This is a genomic window from Actinomadura keratinilytica (assembly GCF_039539665.1).
Lineage (GTDB): Bacteria > Actinomycetota > Actinomycetes > Streptosporangiales > Streptosporangiaceae > Spirillospora > Spirillospora keratinilytica.
Genome location: NZ_BAABDO010000010.1, coordinates 1 through 21,569, shown reverse-complemented (window position 1 = coordinate 21,569; position 21,569 = coordinate 1). Strand labels below are relative to the sequence as shown.

Sequence of the window (21,569 nt, the reverse complement as noted above, 5' to 3'; positions counted from 1 at the left end):
CGTGTGTGCTCGGTCGTATGCGCTCCCGCGTGCGCGGCGGGCGCCCGGTCGGCTCGCCGAAGGACGGGGCCGTACGACTCAAGTCGTACGCGGCGCCGCGCGGTAGCCCAGGCGCCGACACCGATCGTGGCCGCGCGGTCGATGGCGGGACGGCGCCGGATTCCTAGCGTGGAGCACGTTGTCAACGTCCACGAAGGAGCCAGCGTGACCAGCACGTTCACCAGCCCCGGCGAAGGGGCGGCCGCCTCCGCCGGGGCCGCCGCGCCGCCCGCCGTCACCGCCGTGGAGGTGTCCAAGGTGTACGGCGGCGGCGACGCCGCGGTGCACGCGCTGCGCGGGGTCAGCGTCGCGTTCGCCCGCGGTGCGTTCACCGCGATCATGGGCCCGTCCGGGTCCGGCAAGTCCACCCTCATGCACTGCCTGGCCGGGCTCGACACCGTCAGCGGCGGCCGGGTCATGCTCGGCGACACCCAGTTGACCGGGCTGAAGGACCGGCAGCTGACGATGCTGCGCCGCGACCGCATCGGGTTCATCTTCCAGGCCTTCAACCTGCTGCCGACCCTCACCGCCGAGCAGAACATCCGGCTGCCCCTGGAACTGGCCGGACGCAAGGCCGACCAGGCGTGGTTCGACCGCGTCGTCGACGTGGTCGGCCTGCGCGACCGGCTCGGCCACCGGCCCAACCAGCTGTCGGGCGGCCAGCAGCAGCGGGTGGCGTGCGCCCGCGCCCTCGTCGCCCGCCCCGAGGTGATCTTCGCGGACGAGCCCACCGGCAACCTGGACTCGCGCGCCGGCGCCGAGGTGCTCGGCTTCCTGCGGGCGTCGGTCCGCGAGATGGGGCAGACGATCGTGATGGTCACCCACGACCCGGTGGCCGCCTCGTACGCCGACCGCGTGGTGTTCCTGCGCGACGGCCAGATCGTCTCGGAGCTCCTGCAGCCGACCCCCGACACCGTGCTCGACCGGCTCGCCCGCATCACCGGGGGCGCCGAGGAGCCGTCCGCCGGGACCGAGCGGAACCGGGCGGGCTGAGCGGTGCTGAAGACGACACTGGCGGGCCTGCGCGCCCGCAAGCTGCGGCTGCTGCTCACCGGCCTGGCCATCACCCTCGGCGTCGGGTTCATCGCCGGCACCTTCGTCCTCACCGACACCATGCAGGCGGGCGTGACCGGGAAGTTCGCCCGGTCCGCCGACAAGGTCGACCTGGCGGTGCTGCCCGAGAAGGACGGCGGGCAGCTGCCCGCCGCGCTGCTGGACCGCGTCCGCGCCCTGCCGGGCGTGACCGACGCGCAGGGCACCGTGCGCGGCGACGCCGTGCTCATCGGCCGCGATGGCAGGGCCGTCGGCGACATGCCCACCGTCGGGATCTCGGTGCCGACCGGACGGCTGCTGCGCTTCGACATCGAACGCGGCCGGCCGCCCGCGGGCCCCGCCGAGGCCGTGCTGGCCACCGAGACCGCCGACCGGGCGAAGTTCACCGTCGGCCAGACGATCACCGTGCTGGACCACCGGCGGCGCCCGCACCGCTTCACCGTCGTCGGGCTGGCCGACTTCGGCATCGACCGGGAGGCGAGCATGCGCGGCGCGGTCGGCTTCGACGCCGCCACCGCCATGCGCGTCACCGGCAAGCGGACCTACCAGGAGATCGACATCCTGGGCACCGCCGACCGCGCCGCGGTCGCCGCCGCCGCGGGACCCGGCGCCGAGGTGGTGGACGGCGAGGAGCTGGGCGAGCGGCTCGCCGCCCTCGCCGGCGCCGACATGAAGCTCATCAGGTCCGGCCTGCTGCTCTTCGGGCTGGTGTCGATGCTGGTGTCGGCGCTGGTCATCTACAACACCTTCGCGATCCTCATCGCCCAGCGGATGCGCGAGATGGCGCTGCTGCGGTGCGTCGGCGCCACCCGGCGGCAGCTGTTCGGCGGCGTGCTCGCCGAGTCGGCGGTCGTCGGGCTGGTCGGTTCGCTGCTCGGCCTGGCCGTCGGGTTCGGCCTCGGCGCGGGAGCGGTGGCGCTGCTGGGCCGCACCGACCTGGACATCCCCGCCGACGGGCTGACGCTGGCGCCCCGGACGGTCGCCGTGGGCCTGCTGACCGGCGTGCTCGTGACGATGGCGTCCGCGGTGCTGCCCGCCCGCGCCGCCACCCGCGTCGCCCCCGTCGCCGCGCTGCGCACCGACCTCGAACCGGGCACGGATCGGTTCCGGATCGGCCTGCCGCGCCTGGCCGTCGGGGCGCTGTGCGGGGTGCCCGGCCTGGTCCTCCTCTGGTACGGCGCGGCGGTGATGGACAAGGGCGAGAGCGCGATGTTCACCGTGGCGGGCGGCGGCGCGCTGACGTTCGTCGCGGTGACCGCGCTGATGCCCGCCCTGGTGCGGCCGCTGGGACGGGTCGCGGGCGCGCTGCCCGCCCGCCTGGCCGGGGTGCCGGGACGGCTCGCGGTGGAGAACGCGCGGCGCTCCCCGCGGCGCACCGCCACCACGACGATCGCGTTGACCATCGGCGTCGGCCTGATGACGATGTTCACGGTGCTCGGCGCCAGCGTCGCCGCCACCGTCGACGAGCGGATGGCCGAGGAGTTCCCCGTGGACTTCCAGCTCGTGCCCCAGTTCGGCGGCACCGACGAGCAGCGCATCCCGCACGAGCTGGCCGTCCGCCTGCGCGCGCTGCCGCAGATCGCCGCCGTCACCGAGATGCGCCAGCAGAAGGTGCGCGTCACCGGGGCCGCGGGCCGCACCGTGGACGGGCGGGTCGGCGCGCTCACCACGTCCTCCCTCGGCACCGTCATCAAGCCGGAGTTCACCGGCGGTGCGCTGGCGGACCTGCGGCCGGGCACGGTGGCGGTCACGACCACGACCGCGCGCTCCCAGGGGCTGCGGATCGGCTCGACCGTCCGGATGCAGACCGCGCGGGGCCCGCTGACGCTGAAGGTCGTCGGCACGACCGTCGACGGCCCGGTCCCGCCGTATCTGGTCACCGAGTCCGACTTCGACCGGTACTTCGGCATCCGGGACGCGACGCTGCTCTTCGTCAACGCGCGCGACGGCGCCGCCGGCGAGGGTGCGCGGGCCGCCGTGGAGGCCGCCCTCAAGCCGTATCCGACGGTGCGGGTGACCTCTGTCGCGGAGCTGAAGAAGCAGTACACCGACGCCGTCGACACGATGGTGGTGATCTTCGCGGCGCTGCTCGGGCTGGCCATCGTCATCGCGCTGTTCGGCATCGCCAACACGCTGACGCTGTCGGTGGTCGAGCGCACCCGCGAGTCGGCGCTGCTGCGCGCGCTCGGCGTCACCCGGCGCCAGCTGCGCCGGATGCTGTCGGTGGAGGCGCTGGTCATGGCGCTGATCGGCGCGGTCACCGGGGTGGCGATCGGGGTCGGGTCCGGATGGGCGGTGGTCACCGCGATGGACGAGGACATCGTCATCTCGCTGCCGTACCCGCGGATCGCCCTGTTCGTGGTGCTGGCGGCGGTCGCCGGGACGCTGGCGGCGGTGCTGCCCGCCCGCCGCGCCGCCAAGACGTCCGTCGTCGAGGCCCTCTCCCACGACTGACACCTCGGCCGAGGCCGCCCGCCCCGCCGTCCGCCCGCCCGCGGACGGCGGGGCGCAGCCGTGTTCGCCCCGTGTCCCACCTGCGCAGATCCGGGCCACCGGCATATCGTCGCGGGCAAGTCGCCGAACCGGTGCGGCGCGCACCCGGCCCGGCGGGGGGAACGCGCCCGCCGCGCGGGTACTCTGGGTCGCGCACGTCCGGTACCTAGCCGAGGACTGGAACGAACCCATGGACTCACACGTCACGCCGTCTTCCGCCGCGCCCGGGGACGGGCCGGAAGGGTCCGGCGGACGGCCCGAGGACCGTCCCGCCCGCCTGGCGGTCGGCGTTCTCGGAGCCGGCCGGGTGGGCAGCGCCCTGGGCGCCGCCCTCGCCCGCGCCGGGCACCGCGTCGTCGCCGCGGCGGCCGTGTCGGAGGCGTCCCGGCGGCGCGCCGAGGAGCGCCTGCCCGGAGCCGTCGTCACCACTCCGCAGGAGACCGTGGCCGCCGCCGACCTGGTGCTGCTGACCGTCCCGGACGACGCGCTGCCCGAGCTGGCCGAGGGCCTGGCCGCCACCGGCGTCCCGATCGAGGGCAAGCTCCTGGCGCACACCAGCGGACGGTACGGCGCCGACGTCCTGGCGCCCCTCACCCGCGCCGGGGGCCTGCCGCTGGCGCTGCACCCGGTGATGACCTTCACCGGACGGCCCGACGACCTCAACCGGCTGACCGGCATCTCCTTCGGGGTCACCGCGCCCGAGCCGCTGCGCCCCGTCGCCGAGGCGCTGGTGGTGGAGATGGGCGGCGAGCCGGTGTGGATCCCCGAGGAGCGCCGCCCGCTCTACCACGCCGCCCTCGCCGGCGGCGCCAACCACCTGGTCACGCTCGTGGTCGAGGCGATGGACCTGCTGCGCGCGGCGGGCGCGCCGGAGCCGGGCCGCATGCTCGGCCCGCTGCTCGGCGCCGCCCTGGACAACGGGCTGCGCCTGGGCATCGGCGGGCTCACCGGGCCGGTCGCCCGCGGCGACGCGGGCACGGTCGCCGCGCACGTCGCCGAGCTGGGCCGCGTCTCGCCGCAGAGCCGCAGCGCCTACGTGGCGCTGGCCCGGCTCACCGCCGACCGGGCCCTGGCCGCCGGACTGCTCAAGGCCGAGGACGCCGAACGGCTGCTCGGGGTTCTGGCCGACTGACCGTCCCGGCCGATCGGATCCTCCCGGCGGCGGGCCGTCCGGGCGGAGCGAAGGAGGAGGACCAGATGACCGGTGCCACCGGTGTCGATCAGGTGAAGGAGAGGGCGTGACTCCCGTCATCGCCAGGACGCGCGAGGAGCTGGCCGCCGTGCGCGGCGGCGTGACCGGGCGGCTCGCGCTCGTCCCCACCATGGGGGCGCTGCACGAGGGGCACCGGTCGCTGATCCGCCGGGCCCGCGAGCTGGCCGACACGGTCGTGGTCAGCATCTTCGTCAACCCGCTGCAGTTCGGGCCGGACGAGGACTTCGACCGCTATCCGCGCACGTTCGCGGCCGACGTCGAGGCGTGCGCCGCCGAGGGCGTCGACATCGTCTTCGCGCCGACCCGCGAGGTCATGTACCCGACCGAGCCGCTGGTGCGGCTGGACTCCGGGCCGATGGGGGCCGTCGTGGAGGGCGTCACCCGGCCCGGCCACTTCGACGGGGTCCTGACGGTCGTGCTGAAGCTGTTCAACCTGGTGCGTCCCGATCTGGCGGTGTTCGGCGAGAAGGACGCCCAGCAGCTGGCGCTCATCCGCCGGATGGTGGCCGACCTGGACGTGCCGGTCGAGATCGTGGCCGGTCCGACCGTCCGGGAGAGCGACGGGCTGGCGCTGTCCAGCCGCAACCGCTACCTGTCGGCGGCCGAGCGGCGCACGGCGCTGGCGCTGTCGCAGGCGCTGCGGGCGGGGGCGGACGCCGCCGCCGGCGGGCCGTCCGCCGTGCGGCAGGCCGCCCGCGCCGTGCTCGACAAGGCCGCCGCGGCCGACCCCCCGCTCGCGCTCGACTACCTGGTCCTGGTCGATCCGGCCACGTTCACCGAGGTCGACGACGTCCACACCGGTCCGGCCGTGCTCGCCGTGGCGGGCCGGGTCGGCGCCACCCATCTGATCGACAACGTGCCCCTGCGGTTCGGCGAGGAGTCCTGATGTTCCGGACGATGTTCAAGTCGAAGATCCACCGTGCCACCGTGACCCAGGCCGACCTGCACTACGTCGGCTCGCTCACCGTCGACCAGGACCTGATGGACGCCGCCGACCTGCTGCCCGGCGAGCAGGTGCAGGTCGTGGACATCGACAACGGCGCCCGGTTGGAGACCTACCTGATCCCCGGGGAGCGCGGCTCGGGCGTGATCGGCATCAACGGCGCGGCGGCCCGGCTCGTGCAGCCCGGCGACCTGGTCATCATCATCAGCTACGCGGCCATGACCGACGAGGAGGCCCGGTCCTTCACCCCCTCGGTCGTGCACGTCGACCGGGACAACAAGATCATCTCGCTGGGGGACGACCCGGCCGAGCCCGTCCCCGGCAGCGCGCAGACCCGCGGCGACCTGGTCCACGGCTGATCGCCGGCGGCCGAATTCCAGACCCGGGCGTTCGGGACGGATCGGGTTAATGTCACAATGACGAGAACCGATCCCAGAGGAGGGGGCATGATCCCTCGGCTGCTCGCCGCCCCGGCGCCCGGATGGACGGCCGACACCGACGTGGTGGTGATCGGCTCGGGCATCGCCGGGCTGGTCACCGCGCTGCGCTGCCGACCGCACGGGCGGGTCCTGCTGGTCACCAAGGCGCTGCTGGACGCGGGCTCGACGCGCTGGGCGCAGGGCGGCATCGCCGCCGCGCTCGCGGCCGACGACGACCCCGGCGAGCACCTGGCCGACACCCTCACCGCGGGCGTCGGACTGTGCGACGAGGCGGCGGTGCGGGTCCTGGTCACCGAGGGGCCGGACGCGGTGCGGCGGCTGATCGAGCTGGGCGCCCAGTTCGACCGCGCCGCCGACGGGAGCATCGCGCTGACCCGGGAGGGCGGCCACCGCAGGCGCCGCATCGCGCACGCCGGCGGCGACGCCACCGGCGCGGAGATCAGCCGGGCGCTGCGGGCCGCGCTCAAGGACGCCGACATCGAGGTGGTCGAGCACGCCCTCGTCCTCGACCTGCTCAAGGACGCGGCCGGCCGCGCCGCCGGCGTCACCCTGCACGTCATGGGGGAGGGGCAGCCCGGCGGGGTCGGCGCGGTGCGGGCCCGGGCCGTGGTGCTCGCCACCGGCGGGCTCGGCCAGGTGTTTTCGGCCACTACCAATCCCGACGTGTCCACCGGTGACGGCGTGGCGCTGGCGCTGCGCGCCGGAGCCGAGGTCACCGACCTGGAGTTCGTCCAGTTCCACCCGACCGTGCTGTGGCTGGGCGACGGCGCGCGCGGGCAGCAGCCGCTGGTCTCCGAGGCCGTGCGCGGCGAGGGCGCCCACCTCGTCGACGCGTCCGGCACCCGGTTCATGGTCGGCCGGCACGAGCTGGCCGAACTCGCCCCCCGCGACGTCGTGGCCAAGGGCATCATGAGCAGGATGAGGGAGACCGGGGAGCCGCACATGCTGCTGGACGGGCGGCACCTGGGCGCACGCATGTGGGAGCGGCGCTTCCCCACGATCCTGGCCGCCTGCCGCGACCGCGGCATCGACCCGGTGACCGAGCCGATACCCGTGGTTCCGGCCGCCCACTATGCGAGCGGCGGGGTGCGCACGGACCTTTTCGGACGCACCTCCGTCCCCGGCCTGTACGCGTGCGGCGAGGTCGCCTGCACCGGCGTGCACGGCGCCAACCGGCTGGCCTCCAACTCGCTGCTGGAGGGCCTGGTCTTCGCCGAGCGCATCGCCGCGGCGCTGCCCGGCGACCTCGGCGCGGCCGCCGGGGAGCCCGAGCCGCCGCGGGGCGCGCAGGGCCTCGTCCACCCGGACGCGCGCGCCGAGATCCAGCGGATCATGACCGCGTACGCCGGGGTGCTCCGCGCCGCCGACGGCCTCGCCGCCGCGGCCCGCGAACTCGCCCGCCTCGCCGCCACGGCACCGGCGCGCGCCGCCGAACCGGGCGTGGCGGCCTGGGAGGCGACGAACCTGCTCACCGTCGCCTCCGCGATCGTCGCCGCGGCCGGCCGGCGCACCGAGACGCGCGGCAGCCACTGGCGCGAGGACCACCCCGACCGCGACGACGACGCCTGGCGCGGTCACCTCGTCACCCGTCTCGCCGACGGGGGGCTCACCACCACCTACGAAGGGATGGCGATCCGATGACGCCGGAGCTGGAGACCCGGCTGCGCGACGCCGGGCTCGATCCACAGGCTGTGGAGAACCTCGTGCGGACGGCGCTGGCCGAGGACGGGGACGCCGACGTCACCAGCGAACCCGTCTTCGCCCCGCACGACACCGCCTCCGGGGACTTCACCGCCCGCGAGGACGGCGTGGTCGCCGGCATCCCCGTGGCCGAGGTCGTCCTCGAACTGCTCGGCGTGACCTGCCGGGCCAGGGCCGCCGACGGCGACCGGGTGACCGCCGGGCAGGTGCTGCTGTCCGCGCACGGCCCCACCAGGGCGCTGCTGCGCGCCGAGCGGACCGCCCTCAACCTGCTGTGCCATCTGTCCGGCATCGCCACCGCCACGCGCGCGTGGGCGGACGCGATGGCCGGCACCAAGGCCAGGGTCCGCGACACCCGCAAGACCCTGCCCGGACTGCGCGCCCTGCAGAAGTACGCGGTGCGCTGCGGCGGCGGCGTCAACCACCGGATGGGCCTGCACGACTCCGCGCTGATCAAGGACAACCACATCGCCGCCGCGGGGTCGATCACCAAGGCGTACCGGGCGATCCGCGACGTCTACCCGTCCCTGCACGTCCAGGTGGAGTGCGACACCCTCGCCCAGGTGCGCGAGGCGCTCGCGGCGGGCGCCACCTCGATCCTGCTCGACAACATGAGCACCGCCGACATGGCCGAGGCGGTCCGCCTGGTGGACGGCCGCGCCGAGCTGGAGGCCAGCGGCGGGCTCACTCTGGACCGGGCCCGAGACGTCGCCGTGACCGGTGTGGACTACCTTTCCGTTGGTGCGCTGACCCACTCGGCGCGAGTGTTCGACATCGGCCTTGACTTCACCTGACCAGCGGGGACCTGATGCTGCTTACCATCGACGTCGGCAACACCCACACCGTGCTCGGCCTGTTCGAGGGCACGGAGGTGATCGAGCACTGGAGGATCAACACCGATCCGCGGCGCACCGCCGACGAGATCGCCGTGGTCCTGCAGGGCCTGGTCCAGCAGAGCCCGCTGCTGGTCGAGACCGACATCAGCGGCATCGCCCTGTGCTCGACGGTCCCGTCCGTGCTGCACGAGATGCGGGAGATGTGCCGCCGCTACTACGGCGACGTGCCCGCCGTGATCGTGGAGCCGGGGGTGAAGACCGGGGTGCCGGTCCGGATGGACAACCCCAAGGAGGTCGGCGCCGACCGGATCGTCAACGCGCTGGCCGCCGTGCACACCCACGGCGGCCCGGCGATCGTCGTCGACTTCGGCACCGCCACCACGTTCGACGCGGTGTCGGCCAAGGGCGAGTACGTGGGCGGCGCCATCGCCCCCGGCATCGAGATCTCCATCGACGCGCTGTCGGTGCGCGGCGCCCAGCTGCACAAGATCGAGCTGGTCCGGCCGCGCAACGTGATCGCCAAGAACACCGTGGAGGCCCTGCAGTCGGGCATCATCTTCGGCTTCGCCGGGCAGGTCGACGGGCTGGTGGAGCGCATGGCCGAGGAGCTGGCCCCCGACCCGGCCGAGGTCACGGTCATCGCGACGGGCGGCCTGGCCCCGCTGGTGCTGGAGGAGGCCCGCTGCATCGACGTCTACGAGCCGTGGCTCACCCTCATCGGCCTGCGCCTGATCTACGAACGCAACACCGCGTGACGCCGCCGCGGGCGCCGGCCGGTTCTCGCCGCCCGCCCGGCGGGGCCGGCCGGCTCGCGAAGGCCGACGGGTGCGCAAGCCGCTCACGTGGATCGATAGCCTTGAGCCCGTGAGTGACGCGACCTACGACGAGCTTCCGGAGCAGATGCGGGTGCGCCGGGAGAAGCTGGACCGGCTCCGCGAGAACGGCATCGATCCGTACCCGGTCGGCTTCCCGCGCACCGCGACCATCGGTGAGATCCGGGCGAAACACCCCGATCTCGAGCCGGGCACCGAGACCGGCGAGAAGGTCGGCGTCGCCGGGCGCGTCATGCTCATCCGCAACACCGGCAAGCTGTGCTTCGCCACCATCCGCGACGGCTCCGGCGACCTGCAGATCATGCTGTCGCTGGCCAACGTGGGGCAGGAGCAGCTCGACTTCTGGAAGCGCGAGGTGGACCTCGGCGACCATATCGGCGTGGAGGGCGAGGTCGTCACCTCCCGCCGCGGCGAGCTGTCGGTCATGGCCGACCGGTTCCAGATCACCGCCAAGTGCCTGCGGCCGCTGCCGGAGAAGCACGTCGGCCTCACCGACCCCGAGGCCCGGGTGCGGCTGCGCTACGTCGACCTGATCGTCAACGACGAGGCGCGCCGGATGGCCCGGCTGCGCAGCGACACCGTCCGGGCGGTGCGCGACTTCTGGCACGAGGAGGGGTACCTCGAGGTCGAGACCCCGATGCTGCAGCCGATCCACGGCGGGGCGGCGGCCCGGCCGTTCGTGACGCACATCAACGCCTACGACATGGACCTCTACCTGCGGATCGCGATCGAGCTGTACCTCAAGCGGCTCGTCGTCGGCGGGATCGAGAAGGTCTTCGAGATCAACCGCAACTTCCGCAACGAGGGCGCGGACTCCACGCACAACCCCGAGTTCACGATGCTCGAGGCGTACGGCACCTACCTCGACTACAACGACATGGCCGACCTCACCCAGCGCCTCTACCAGCGCTGCGTCGAGGCCGCGCTGGGCACGACGGTGGTGGTGCGCGACGGCCGCGAGATCGACCTCGGCCTGCCCGAGTGGCCGCGGATCACGCTGTACGGGGCGGTGTCGCAGGCGCTCGGCGAGGAGGTCACCCCGCACACTCCGCTGGAGCAGGTGCGCAAGTACGCCGACGCGCGCGGCATCTCCTGGGACCCCAAGTGGGGGCAGGGCAAGCTCGTCCAGGAGATCTTCGAGGAGCTGGTCGAGCACACGCTCGTGCAGCCGACGTTCGTCATGGACTACCCGCTGGAGACCTCGCCGCTCACCCGGCAGCACCGCGAGGAGCCGCTGCTCACCGAGAAGTGGGACCTCATCGGGTTCGGCACCGAGCTGGGCACCGCCTACTCGGAGCTGATCGACCCGGTCGAGCAGCGGCGCCGGCTCACCGAGCAGTCGCTGCTGGCGGCCGGCGGCGACCCGGAGGCCATGCAGCTGGACGAGGACTTCCTGCGCGCCCTGGAGTACGCGATGCCGCCCACCGGCGGCGTCGGCGTCGGCATCGACCGGATGATCATGGCGTTCACCGGCAAGAACATCCGCGAGACGATCCTGTTCCCGCTGGTCAAGCCCGAGTGACGCGGTCGGCGGCGCGACTGCGCGGCCGCGCCGCCGACCGCTAGGCCGATTCGCGCACGACCAGCTCGGGCGTCAGCACGATCTGGCGGTGCTCGTGCCGGGGGCCCTCGGCCGCCTCGGCGGCCTCGGTGAGGGCCAGCTCGGCGGCCGCCCGGCCCAGCTCGTGCCGGGGCTGGCGGACCGTGGTCAGCGGGACGGCCGCGGTGGCCGCCAGCTCGATGTCGTCGTAGCCGATCACGGCCACGTCCTCGGGCACCCGCACGCCCTGCCGCACCAGCTCGTTCACCAGCCCGACGGCCAGCAGGTCGTTGGCGCAGAACACGCCGGTCGGCACCGGGTCCAGCGCCAGCAGGCGGCGCGCCGCGGCCGCGCCCTCGGTCGGCGTCAGCGTCGCCTGCGCCAGCGTGACCGCGGGTTCGCGCCCCGCCTGGGCGAGGGCGTGCGCGGCGCCGTCCAGCCGCTCCTGGCAGGGCTGCGGATGCGGATCGCCGGTCACGAACGCCAGCCGCTCGCGGCCCAGGCCGAGCAGGTGCCCGGCGGCGACGGCGCCGCCCGCGACATGATCGACCCGCACCGAGCACACGCCGGGTTCGGTGTGGTCCAGCAGCACCACCGTCATGCCCGCCGCGCGCAGCCGCACGATGCCGAACGGTCCCAGCCCCACCGGCGTGATCAGCACTCCCGCGGCCTGCTGCTGCTCCAGCAGCTCCAGGCAGCGGCGCTCCTTGTCGGCGGAGTGGTCGTTGGTCAGCCACAGCGCGTCGTGGCCCGCCGCGTTGAGGGCCTGCTCGGCGCCGCGGGCCACGTCGGTGGCGTACGGATTGGTCAGGTCCTCCACGACCACGCCGAACGGGCGCGGGCGCGGCCCGGACGGACCGCAGTCCGCGCGCCGCCCGCCCTGGCGCAGCCGCCGGGCGGACTCGTTGCGTACGAAGCCGAGCTCCTCGATGGCCGCGCGGACGCGGTCGCGGGTGGCTTCGGCCACGAGATCTGGCCGGTTTAGGACATTCGAAACGGTCCCAACTGAGACCCCGGCGCGCCTCGCGACTTCCCGGATACTGCTTGGAGGCAAGACTCTCCTCGTCGACCCCGGACTGGTTTTCGCAGGTTATCGAGTTGTCCGCACCGAACCCCCGCGAACCCGGTCGCGGACCGTAGTAACAAGAGCACACAACGTGCCCAATCCGTGCTTGACGGGCCGGATCCGGCCGCCTAGCGTTCCGAGCCGAAGCGTGCCTTGAAACGATTCACGATCATCGCCCCCGATGGTATGGGCGAATCGGACGAGGAGGGATGGGTTGACGTGACCGGCGAGCGGGACCCGTCCCGGACACGGCGTGCTCCGCCGAGGCCCGCCACATCATCGTGCGCGCGCCCGAGGCGCCGAGGCGCATCCGCGTCCGGTCGGCCCAACGACTGAATCGTTACCCGGGGTTCCCGTTCGGCGCCGAGCAATCGGCCCATCGGCCACCTCCGGCCAAGCGCGCCAGACGGCAAGGCCCACCGATGATCTCGGTCCGGCTCCCCGCCCCGGACCCGGCAACCCGACGCGTACAGATCAAGGCCCGCCCGTGCCTGTGCAGCGGACGGCTGCATCCCCGCGGTCATCACCACGGACGAGGGAGGACGGAGTGGAACAGGCCACCATCGCACGTCGTGGCACCGACGACCTGCGCCTCACCGAAGAGGAGATCAAGCTTCTCGCGCAGATCGCCAGCGGTGTCACCGCGGACGTGGCGGCACGAAAGCTGGAGCTGAGCGCCCGGACCCTGCGCCGCCGGCTGCGGACAATCTGCGACCGGCTGGAGGTCAACACGCCCATCGAGGCCGTGGTCTGGGCGGCCCGGCGCCAGCTCATCTAGGGGAGCGCGCCCCCGCACCCGCCCCCCGGCGGGCGGCGGCGCGAAAGCATCTGACCGAGCATCGGGGACCACCGTCCGGCCCCGCGCGGCGACGTCTGCGGCCCCTCGGGTGAACCCCCGCGGGGAGGCGTCGCCGCGGACGTGGTCCGACGACAGGGTCGGCGGCCAGACCTGCGACGGCAGGGTCGGCGACAAGGTCGGCGGCATGGTCCGATACGGCGGCCGCGGCACGTCCGCAGGCCCGTGCCCGCCGGTCGGCCCGGACCGCTCACCCCAGGGCGGCATGAACCGTGCCCACCGGTGGCCTCAGGCGACCCGGACCGCACCCGCGAACGGGCGGCCCGCCATCGGCGCGATCTTCACCACGTCGCCGGTCTGCGGCGCGTGCAGCATCTTGCCGTTGCCGACGTACAGGCCCACGTGGTGCAGGTCGGAGTAGAAGAACACCAGGTCGCCGGGCTGCAGCTGGTCGCGGGAGATGTGCGTGCCGGCGTTCCACTGGCTGCCGGTGTAGTGCGGCAGGCTGATGCCCACCTGCCGGTAGGCCCACATCACCAGGCCGGAGCAGTCGAAGGCGTTCGGCCCCTCCGCGCCCCACACGTACGGCTTGCCGATCTTGGTCATCGCGTACCGCAGCGCCTGGGCGGCCTTCCCGGTGCCGACCACGGGCAGCTTGGTCAGCTGCGTGGGGTCGCGCTTGACCAGCTTGCCGCGGACCTTCTCGTAGGCCGTGGTGACCTTCTTGCGCTGCTCCTGCAGCTGCGTGCGCAGCTGCTCGACCTGCTTGGCGCGCGCCTCGGCGGACTTGCGGGCCCGCTCGGCGGCCTGCATGGCCTGCATCAGGCCCTGCACCTTGGTGCCGTCCTGGGTGGCGAAGTAGTGCAGCGTGGCGGCCTGGTCGAGCATCGCCTGCGGGTTCTGCGCGGCCAGGAACGAGACCGTCGGGTCGGCGCCGCCCTGCATGTAGCTGGTGGCCGCCAGGGTGCCGACCTTGGCGCGCTCCTCCTCCAGCGCCTTCTGCTGGCGCTTGGCGTTGTCGCCCGCCACCTTGGCGGCGCGCTGCGACTGCTTCAGCTTGACGCGCAGCCCGTTGTACTGCTCGGTGAGCTGCTCCAGCTGGTCGGCGAGCTTGGTCGCCTGCTCGCGCAGCTCCTTGGTGGACGGCTCGGGCTCGGCCTGCGCGGCGGGGGCGGGCGCGGCCACGACGAGGGAGACGGCGGCGAACGCACCGGCCGCCGCGGCGGCCCTGCGGCCCGGGCGGGCGGCGGCGCATGCGGAGACGGCGGCCTGCACGGCGCGCAGCGGGCGTGAAGGGAATGCGGGGCGCGAGGGCTCCAAGAACTCTCCTCTCCTCGTCCGCCTACCGGGTGAGCTGACGGGCTCGGGCCGGAGCCTGCCCTACCGCGGACATGCGGAGCGTCCGCACCATGCGGATCGAAGCCCAGTCGGCATGGCCCTGGAGTGGTCCCGGAACCGTCCGATCGAGGGTCCCCGGTTCCTGCGGGGCGCCGGCTGCGGCCCGCGGGACTCGGCGGTTCGGCCGCCCGGTCACGGTCGTCCGATCACGGTGGGCCGATGTCAGCGCAGGAGACTAACGGAGCGCTCGTCGCCTGCCAACCAGAACATGCGAAATCGCAGGCGGCCCAGCGGTGCCCGACTGCAACACAGGTGCTCGCGGGCTTGTGCGGGCACTCGGCTGTGCGCTATTTCACTTTCTGTCCAGTTGTGTAGAACGGACGGCGGCGGACGATGCCGTTGGCGCCTTTCGGGGTATCTGCGCCGTCTGCGGCGCCGCACCGACCGCCGTGCGTGACGGACCGGCCACGGGAGAGCGGCCGCGGTCCGATAATGTCGGTTGTTTGTGGAAGTCGTGATCAGGCGTGCCCGTACCGCCGACGTGCGGCACATCCGGCGGCTCATCGACGCGTACGCCGGGCCCGGGCCGCGGATGCTCGCCAGGTCCACGGTGACGCTCTACGAAGACGTCCAGGAGTTCTGGGTGGCCGAGGACGTACGGGCCGCCGCGCCGGAGGACGAGCGACGTCCACAGGGGCGCGGGGGACGCGTCGTGGGGTGCGGGGCCCTCCACGTGATGTGGGAGGACCTGGCCGAGGTGCGTTCGGTGGCCGTGGACAAGGAGTACGCGGGGCACGGCATAGGGCACCGGATTGTCGACCGGCTTCTGCGAACCGCGCGGGAACTGGGAGTGGCAAGGGTGTTCTGCCTTACCTTCGAGGTGGACTTCTTCGCCCGGCACGGCTTCGAGCCGATCCTCGGAACCCCGGTGTCGCGCGAGGTGTACGACGAGCTTCTCCGTTCCTACGACGAAGGCGTGGCAGAGTTCCTGGACCTCGACCGGGTCAAGCCGAATACGTTGGGCAATACCCGGATGTTGCTTCGCCTGGAGGACTGATCGATGAGCGACTCCCCCCACCGCGGACGGCACTATCCGCGGCAGCCCCCGGGTCCGCCCTACCACGGCGGACCGTCCTACCAGCAGGGCTCCCAGTGGCAGCAGCCACAGCAGCAGGGTGCCCTGTGGCAGGGCGGGGTGGCCCCACAGCAGCAGTGGCAGCAGCCGCCCGCTCAGGGATACGGCGGCGGCTACGACTACGACTACGACGCCGGGGCCGCCGACCTTCCCCTGGCGCCGATCCTCCGCAGGGCCGGGGCGCGCATCATCGACAACGCCCTGGTGGCCGTTTTCGGATTCGCGCTCATCGTCCCCATCACCGTCGGCATCATCGGCCTGGACACCTCCGGAAGCAAGGCCACCAGCGAGGGCGGCATCTGGAACTGGCCCATCATCTTCACCCTTTTCGCGGTACTGGCGGTGCTGCCCTTCCTCTACGAGGCCGTCCAGCTCGCCATGTGGGGGCGGACCCTGGGCAAGCGCGTCCTGCGCCTGGGCGTCGTCCAGGCGCGCCCCGCGGGAGAGCCGCTGACGACGACGCAGGCCGTGTGGCGCGCGGGCGTCATGCACATCGGCTACCAGCTCGGCGTCTTCTTCTTCCTCGTGCTCGCCGTGAAGGTGTGGGACTACTTCGCCTACGGCATGCTGCTGGTCTGGATCGGCACCGTCATGGCCTACCTGTGGGCCATCTGGGACCAGCCGCTGCGCCAGTCCCTGCACGACCGCTTCTCCGGGACGCTCGTCATCGACGAGCGCGGGGAGTACACCGAGTACTCCGACCATGCGGGCGGCGACGCCGACCAGACGATCGCGTACCCGGACCGCACGGCCGAGTACCCCGGCCACTCGGGCTACGAGGGATAGCCCGCGGTGGCGGCGTCCCCTCCCGCATCCGGCGCCGGCCCCCTTCCCCCGGCCGAGGGGGAGGGCGCCCCGGAACTCGCCGAACCGGGGCAGCGGCTGGTCGCGCGCATCGTCGACACGCTCGTGGTGGGCCTTCCCGTGGTCATGGTGCTCCGGGAGGGCTTCCCCGACCTCAGCATCGAAAGGGTCGCGCCGCCGCTCGTGGCCGGGCTGCTGCTCGTCTACGAGTGGATCCAGCTCACGCTGTGGGGGCGCACCGTGGGCAAGCGCGTCGCGGGCATCGAGGTCGTCCGCGAGGACCCGGGCCGCCCCGCCGTGGACAGGAGGCGCCCGGACGTGCTCCGTGCACTGGTGCGGGCCGCGACGTACTGCGTGCCCATCGCGCTGCGCCCCGTCCCGGTGTTCGGGGCGGTGGCGGGACTGTTCTGGGTGGTGAACGCCGCGGCGATCTACGAGACGCGGCTGGAGCAGTCCGCCCGCCGCAGGGCCCTGCACGACCGTTTCGCGGGGACGGTCGTGGTCAGGCGGCCCGCCGCCGCGGCGGACGCCCGGGAGACCTGAACGCTTCGCCGCTTCGCGCCGTACTTCCGGCCCCGTTCTCCTATGCCCTCTCATATGGCCTCATGGAAGGCGGAGGCCGGTACGGCTATAGAGGGCGCTTAGCGTCCTTGGTCCGATGCACCGGTCCAAGTGCTCACCCTTACATGGACCCATAGGGGCGGCCGGTCCCTAACGGCCGCGCTTCCGCGGTGCGGTCAAGTCCCACTCCATGCCTTACGCCGTCGGCCCTTCCGGGCGACGGGCTCTTGCGCGGGACGTCCCTTACAACGGCGCCCCGTTCCATGCCCAGAGCCCGCGCGGATGGCCTTATACCGACGGTCTAACGGTGATGGGCGAGCCCATACGGCTGCGGGAGCTATGAGAACCGCACAGGATCGGCCACAGGGTGTCCATGAGGGGCGTATTGTCGGCGGGGTCGCGCAGAGCGGCTAGAACACGCCGCCCGGGGCTCTGTGCGTAGTACACAAGATGGGAGCCCGGATCCCGCGAGGGCGTGCTCACCGGACCCGCACATCGAGTGCGCCGGGTGTCGCCTTCCGGGCCGCTTCGGCGGGGCGGCCTGCGTCAAGGGCGAGGACAAAGGGTAAAGACTTGCATACGGCTCAACGCGGGATCGGAGCACGGACGCCGTGGTGATTACTGAGAGTGATCGATATGGCCGGGGCGGCGGCACCGGACATGCCGCCTGGGCGGCCGGTGCCGTATGCTCCGGTCGCGTGCCGAGGTGTAGGTGCCCGGCGACGTGGCGCAGGCGCAGACCCGTAACGATGTCCGTTCCCCGGGTGAAGCGCCCGACGGTGTGACGGGATTGCTTGCTTATCCGCTGTTATCGGCGTGGTGTGGTGGCGGTCGACCGGCGGTCGGGCGCCGGAAGTCGGCCCTGCCGTCCGGCGTCGGCAAAGGATTTCGCGACGGAGCTCCCGACCGGAATCTATCGACACGGCCGGCCCGGAGAGGCGTCAACGCCGATGTCGCAGGGGGTGCGGCCGCCGCGGCATTCCCGCGCCGGTGTGGTTAGTGCCGTTACGTCGGGGTTAATGGGGGTCGTGGGGGGTGCCGCCGCCCGCCCCGTTAAGGTGGGCCGGACCCTCATTTCCGCAGGCGCGGCGGGCGTCCCGAAAGCCGCAGGCCCGGAAACCTCGGCCAATGCAAGATCGTCCGGGCCGCCCGGGCGGCGTGATCTCGGTCACGCCGAAATCGTGATCCGGCTCCAGGGGTCGGACAATTCCGCCCCCCTCGGACCTCGCGCGGCCCCGGCCGGCGCGGCGGCTAAGGACCCCTCCACCCGGTTTCGGCCCCCGCGATTACGAAGAGTTACCGTGGGGCAAGCAAACTTCATCGCGAGTGTTGAATTGTCATCGGCAAGCATCGCGGTATATGTTTGTCAACCGAATGCAGTTTGCTCCAGCTGAAAGGTCTGTCTCCATGGCACAGAAGGTTCAGGTGCTTCTCGTCGACGACCTCGACGGTGGCGAGGCGGACGAGACCGTGCAGTTCTCGATCGATGGCGCCTCGTACGAGATCGATCTCAGTAGCGCCAACGCTAAGAAGCTCCGGGATTCCCTGCAGCCGTTCGTCGAGAAGTCCCGCAAGGCGGGCGGTGTCCGCCGGGGCGGCCGCCGGCAGCGCGGCGCCTCGAGCCGCGAGCGCAGCGCCGAGATCCGCGCGTGGGCCAAGCGCAATGGCATCAAGGTCAATGAGCGCGGCCGCATCCCGCAGAATGTGATCGAGCAGTACGAGGCGGCCAACTGAGCCCAGTTCGTCCGTCCGGGCGGGCCACCCTGCTCGGTGAGCTTCGCTCGCCTCCACCGGTGGCCCGTCCTTGGTTTCTTCCGGGGGAGCGACCCACCGGAGCCCACCGCTGCGGCACGCCCGCCGCGGCAGGCGCAGGGCGGCGAACCCACCCGGTGAACCGGCACCCGCCGTCACCGCCGGTCCGCCTCTCCGACGGAACCTCCTGGCGGCTCGCGTGAGCCACTCCCCGCGCCAGGCGCGGGAGCGGTGACCCCCCTCCGCGAGCCAACGCCGTCTACTCCGGTGGCCTGTGCCCGTTTCCCCAGCGAGCCCGTGGTCTCGGACGCCGCTCGCGGGGCTCCTGAGCCGCATGCACGCAGCGACGGGCCCAGAGCCAGCGCTCCCCTTCCCAAGAAGACCCGGCGTGCCCCGCAGAGAACGTCCGCTGCGCAGACGTGCAGGCGACACCTGTGAATGACCACCCCCGCCGCCGTCGCTCCCAAGCCCCGGCTGTCGCTCGACGACAGCTGACGCAGAGGGCACGCCGAGCCGCCCCTTGTTGAACCCCCGACACGAGAGGTGAGGCGGCAGACCTCCGCCGATGCTCGATTCCTCGGCGGGTGCCCCGGTCCCGAGCAGGCTCTGGACGCTTCAGGTGCCCTGTTGGAGGCGTTCACGGACGCGTACTGGCTCCGTCGTGGTGCATGCAGTCTGCGGCCCTGGTCGGCCGCTCCCAAAGCCTGTGCGTCGCTCGTGTCGACGGCTGGCGCGGAAGGTACGCCGAGTGGCCGCCGTCGGACGCCCGATGCGAGGCGTGTGGGGGGGCTGTGCCTCCGTTGGTGTTCGCTTGCTTGATGGGCGCCCCTGGGCGTGTGCTGCGGCTTGGAATGCTCTGGGGACCCTGATGGGGGCGTTCGCTGCACGGACGCGTACCGGCCCGTTGTGGGGCTTGCTGTCGTGAGCGTCTAGAGCGTTTCGAAGTGAGGTGAGCGCCGCCGCGGCATCGCCGCCACGGTCCCGGTTCTGGGTGACCAGACCCGGCACCGGCAGCGACGACAGTCGCAGCGGTCGTCCACCCGCCTTCGACCCGGCCGGCTGCAAGGCCCGCCATGCCGCAGAGTGCGGCGCCAACCGCCTCGAGCACCACCGGGCCGCAGCCACCCGCCACGACACGCTCTTCGTCCGCGCCCAGGCCGTTCTCCCGAGATCACCGCAGTCAACAGGTGGCTCCACCTACTTTGAAACACGACCTGATCGCCCGCTCCCAGGGCCTTGTGTGTTGCTCGTCGCTGGTGCAGGAGGTACGTCGAGGAGGCCCTTGTTCAACGTTCGGCACGAGGGCCGCGGGGTGGTGTGCCTGCGCTGGTGTTCGGTTCCTCGGTGGGTGTGCCTTAGACCGGAGCTGTGGGGCTGGCCGCTTCAGGTGCCTCGCTGGAGGGCGCCCGCCGCGTGGACGCGTACTGGCGGTGGTGGGGCTTGCTGGCGTGTGGCCCCTATTTCGGTCGCCTCCCAGAGCCTGTGTGGTGCTCGTGTCGACGGCCGGGCGCGGAAGGCGTGCCGGATAGCTCCTTGCGCGTCCGACGCGAGAGGCGGCGCACCTCCCGCTGGTGTTCGGTGCTTGGAGGCGCCTCAGGCCCGAGCTGTGGCTCTGTGAGGCGCTTGCCCGGAGTGAGGCAACGGGTGGTTGGTTTGGTTGGTCCCCGCTCTTGTGAGGTTTCCTTAGGGGGCTCGGGTGCCCTGTAGAGGGTGTTCGTTATGTAGACGTACGCGTGGTCTCCGTCGTGGGGCCCGTCGCCGCGTGGTCCAGTCGTCCGCTTTCAGGGCCGGTGTGTTGCTCGCGTTGACGGCCGACGCGGAGGGGGCGGGGCGGCTCCCGTTGAACGCTCGACGCGAGGGACGGCGGATGGTGCGCCTTCGTTGATGTGTCGCGTTCGGTTCCTGGAGGGTGGCCCCAGGTCTGTGCTGTGGCTTTGTGAGGTGCAGGCGGGGTGCGCGGGTGGGTCGGCGCTCGCCTTTGTGAGGTTGTCTGACCGCCTATAGGTGCCTCGTGGGAGGTGCGTCGAGGGTTGACCGTCCGTGTGTCCTGGTCGGCGGCTACCCGGGCTTGTGCGTGCTGCTCGCGTCGATGGCTGACTTGGAGGGGCCCGGTGGCCTCTTGTTGGGCTTCCGATGGAGGCGTGAGGTGGTCGCCTTCGCTGATGTTCTTGTGGGGAGTCAGGCTCGGACTGTGACTCTTGAGGTGTCAGGCGGGGAGTTGTTCGTGTGTTGGGGCTTGCCTATGGGGGGTGCATGGTGGTGAACCTGCGGAGGGGGGTCGTTGCGTAGATGCAGGGGGAGCAGTCTTCGGCGTTGGGCCGGTGGCCCTTGTGGTTCTGGCTGGGGGTTGTGATGGCTGGTGCGGCTGCTTGTCTTCACGGGGTTTCTTTCGAGACGGGGAGAGTGTTCGTTGCGTGAGCTTAGGAGGCGATGCCTGTTAATGGGGTGTGGCGCCGTGGAGGGGGACGCCGGAGGGTGGGGTGTGTTGATGGGGTGCGTTCGCTTTCGGGGGTGTTACGTGTTTGGGGGCTTGCAGGGCTCTGGGCCGTGGGATGGCGCCGGTGTGACGGGCTTTACGGCGGCGTAGCGGGTGGTCCGCTTGACGGGCTTCGCTTACGTCTGCGTTTCCGCCTTCGGCGTCTCTCAGGGTGACGACTCGGATGCGCTTTGTTGGGCGTTCGCGGGTGGGTGATTGCGCTTGGTGGGGTGCGGCCGCCTTCGCGGCGGAATCTGCGCATTCCGGCGCGTGTCGGAGGCGACCGCGGCGACCTGCGAAAAGGCCCCGTTCGCTTGAGGCGTAGCGGGAACATCGCGCACCGTCGCGGTAGTTGGATGAGGATGAACAGCGCTTAGCTGGGGAACGTCTCCTGGTGGGACTGCACCGGGCGGCCTCCTCGGGGCGGGCTAGCATGCGGAAGGACAGGTCCGGACATTCCGGACGCTGCCCAACCGCTCTGTGAGGAGCGACGAGATGTTCGAGAGGTTCACCGACCGCGCGCGGCGGGTTGTCGTCCTGGCTCAGGAAG

16 protein-coding genes are annotated in these 21,569 nt (G+C 72.3%); 14 read left to right on the top strand and 2 right to left on the bottom strand.

Translation table 11 applies throughout. The features are described 5' to 3' along the window. Window positions 1-204: 204 nt before the first annotated feature. The 9 genes from ABD879_RS05555 (at window position 205) to lysX (ending at window position 11,073) form a co-directional block, all read left to right on the top strand. Window positions 205-1,032 carry an ABC transporter ATP-binding protein gene (locus tag ABD879_RS05555; protein ID WP_378270699.1) on the top strand — a complete coding sequence of 276 codons (828 nt, stop codon included), beginning with the start codon at window positions 205-207 and terminating at the stop codon, window positions 1,030-1,032. A gap of 3 nt (window positions 1,033-1,035) precedes the next feature. After that, window positions 1,036-3,546, top strand: coding sequence for an ABC transporter permease (locus ABD879_RS05550; RefSeq protein ID WP_345018068.1), 2,511 nt, complete (start codon window positions 1,036-1,038; stop codon window positions 3,544-3,546). A 229-nt stretch (window positions 3,547-3,775) separates the two neighbouring features. Further along, window positions 3,776-4,717, top strand: a complete 942-nt coding sequence (locus tag ABD879_RS05545) for a Rossmann-like and DUF2520 domain-containing protein (RefSeq protein WP_345018066.1) — start codon at window positions 3,776-3,778, stop codon at window positions 4,715-4,717. A 106-nt stretch (window positions 4,718-4,823) separates the two neighbouring features. Next, entirely contained in the window at window positions 4,824-5,684 is an 861-nt protein-coding gene (panC, locus tag ABD879_RS05540; protein ID WP_345018064.1) for a pantoate--beta-alanine ligase, read from the top strand. After that, window positions 5,684-6,100, top strand: a complete 417-nt coding sequence (panD, locus tag ABD879_RS05535; RefSeq protein WP_345018062.1) for an aspartate 1-decarboxylase — start codon at window positions 5,684-5,686, stop codon at window positions 6,098-6,100. The genes panC and panD overlap by 1 nt, the downstream gene beginning before the upstream one ends. An 87-nt stretch (window positions 6,101-6,187) precedes the next feature. After that, complete coding sequence (locus tag ABD879_RS05530) at window positions 6,188-7,822, top strand: L-aspartate oxidase (protein ID WP_378270696.1); 1,635 nt, start codon at window positions 6,188-6,190, stop codon at window positions 7,820-7,822. Beyond that, window positions 7,819-8,676 (top strand): carboxylating nicotinate-nucleotide diphosphorylase, encoded by an 858-nt coding sequence (gene nadC, locus ABD879_RS32900; RefSeq protein WP_378270694.1) that lies wholly within the window; start codon window positions 7,819-7,821, stop codon window positions 8,674-8,676. Before ABD879_RS05530 ends, nadC begins: the two co-directional genes overlap by 4 nt. Window positions 8,677-8,690: 14 nt before the next feature. Beyond that, window positions 8,691-9,473 carry a type III pantothenate kinase gene (locus tag ABD879_RS05525; protein ID WP_345018060.1) on the top strand — a complete coding sequence of 261 codons (783 nt, stop codon included), beginning with the start codon at window positions 8,691-8,693 and terminating at the stop codon, window positions 9,471-9,473. Window positions 9,474-9,582: 109 nt separating this feature from the next. Further along, window positions 9,583-11,073, top strand: coding sequence for a bifunctional lysylphosphatidylglycerol synthetase/lysine--tRNA ligase LysX (gene lysX, locus ABD879_RS05520; protein ID WP_345018058.1), 1,491 nt, complete (start codon window positions 9,583-9,585; stop codon window positions 11,071-11,073). A gap of 40 nt (window positions 11,074-11,113) precedes the next feature. Here the strand turns inward: lysX and ABD879_RS05515 are convergent, their stop codons facing one another. Next, window positions 11,114-12,145, bottom strand: a complete 1,032-nt coding sequence (locus ABD879_RS05515) for a LacI family DNA-binding transcriptional regulator (RefSeq protein WP_345018056.1) — start codon at window positions 12,143-12,145, stop codon at window positions 11,114-11,116. Between the two features lie 559 nt (window positions 12,146-12,704). On the opposite strand from ABD879_RS05515, the gene ABD879_RS05510 reads away from it, so the two are divergent. Then, entirely contained in the window at window positions 12,705-12,935 is a 231-nt protein-coding gene (locus ABD879_RS05510) for a LuxR C-terminal-related transcriptional regulator (RefSeq protein ID WP_345018054.1), read from the top strand. A gap of 306 nt (window positions 12,936-13,241) precedes the next feature. On the opposite strand, the gene ABD879_RS05505 is transcribed toward ABD879_RS05510, so the two are convergent. Then, complete coding sequence (locus ABD879_RS05505) at window positions 13,242-14,273, bottom strand: NlpC/P60 family protein (protein WP_345018052.1); 1,032 nt, start codon at window positions 14,271-14,273, stop codon at window positions 13,242-13,244. 523 nt (window positions 14,274-14,796) lie between these two features. On the opposite strand from ABD879_RS05505, the gene ABD879_RS05500 reads away from it, so the two are divergent. The 4 genes from ABD879_RS05500 (at window position 14,797) to ABD879_RS05485 (ending at window position 18,525) form a co-directional block, all read left to right on the top strand. Beyond that, window positions 14,797-15,348 carry an amino-acid N-acetyltransferase gene (locus ABD879_RS05500; RefSeq protein WP_378270689.1) on the top strand — a complete coding sequence of 184 codons (552 nt, stop codon included), beginning with the start codon at window positions 14,797-14,799 and terminating at the stop codon, window positions 15,346-15,348. A gap of 3 nt (window positions 15,349-15,351) precedes the next feature. Continuing rightward, window positions 15,352-16,212: an RDD family protein gene (locus tag ABD879_RS05495; RefSeq protein WP_345018048.1), complete on the top strand. Its 861-nt coding sequence runs from the start codon at window positions 15,352-15,354 to the stop codon at window positions 16,210-16,212. 6 nt (window positions 16,213-16,218) lie between these two features. Continuing rightward, window positions 16,219-16,773 carry an RDD family protein gene (locus ABD879_RS05490; RefSeq protein WP_345018046.1) on the top strand — a complete coding sequence of 185 codons (555 nt, stop codon included), beginning with the start codon at window positions 16,219-16,221 and terminating at the stop codon, window positions 16,771-16,773. Between the two features lie 1,425 nt (window positions 16,774-18,198). Beyond that, the gene (locus tag ABD879_RS05485) at window positions 18,199-18,525 is read left to right on the top strand and encodes a histone-like nucleoid-structuring protein Lsr2 (RefSeq protein ID WP_285497337.1); all 327 of its coding nucleotides are present in this window, start codon (window positions 18,199-18,201) and stop codon (window positions 18,523-18,525) included. Window positions 18,526-21,569: the final 3,044 nt, after the last annotated feature.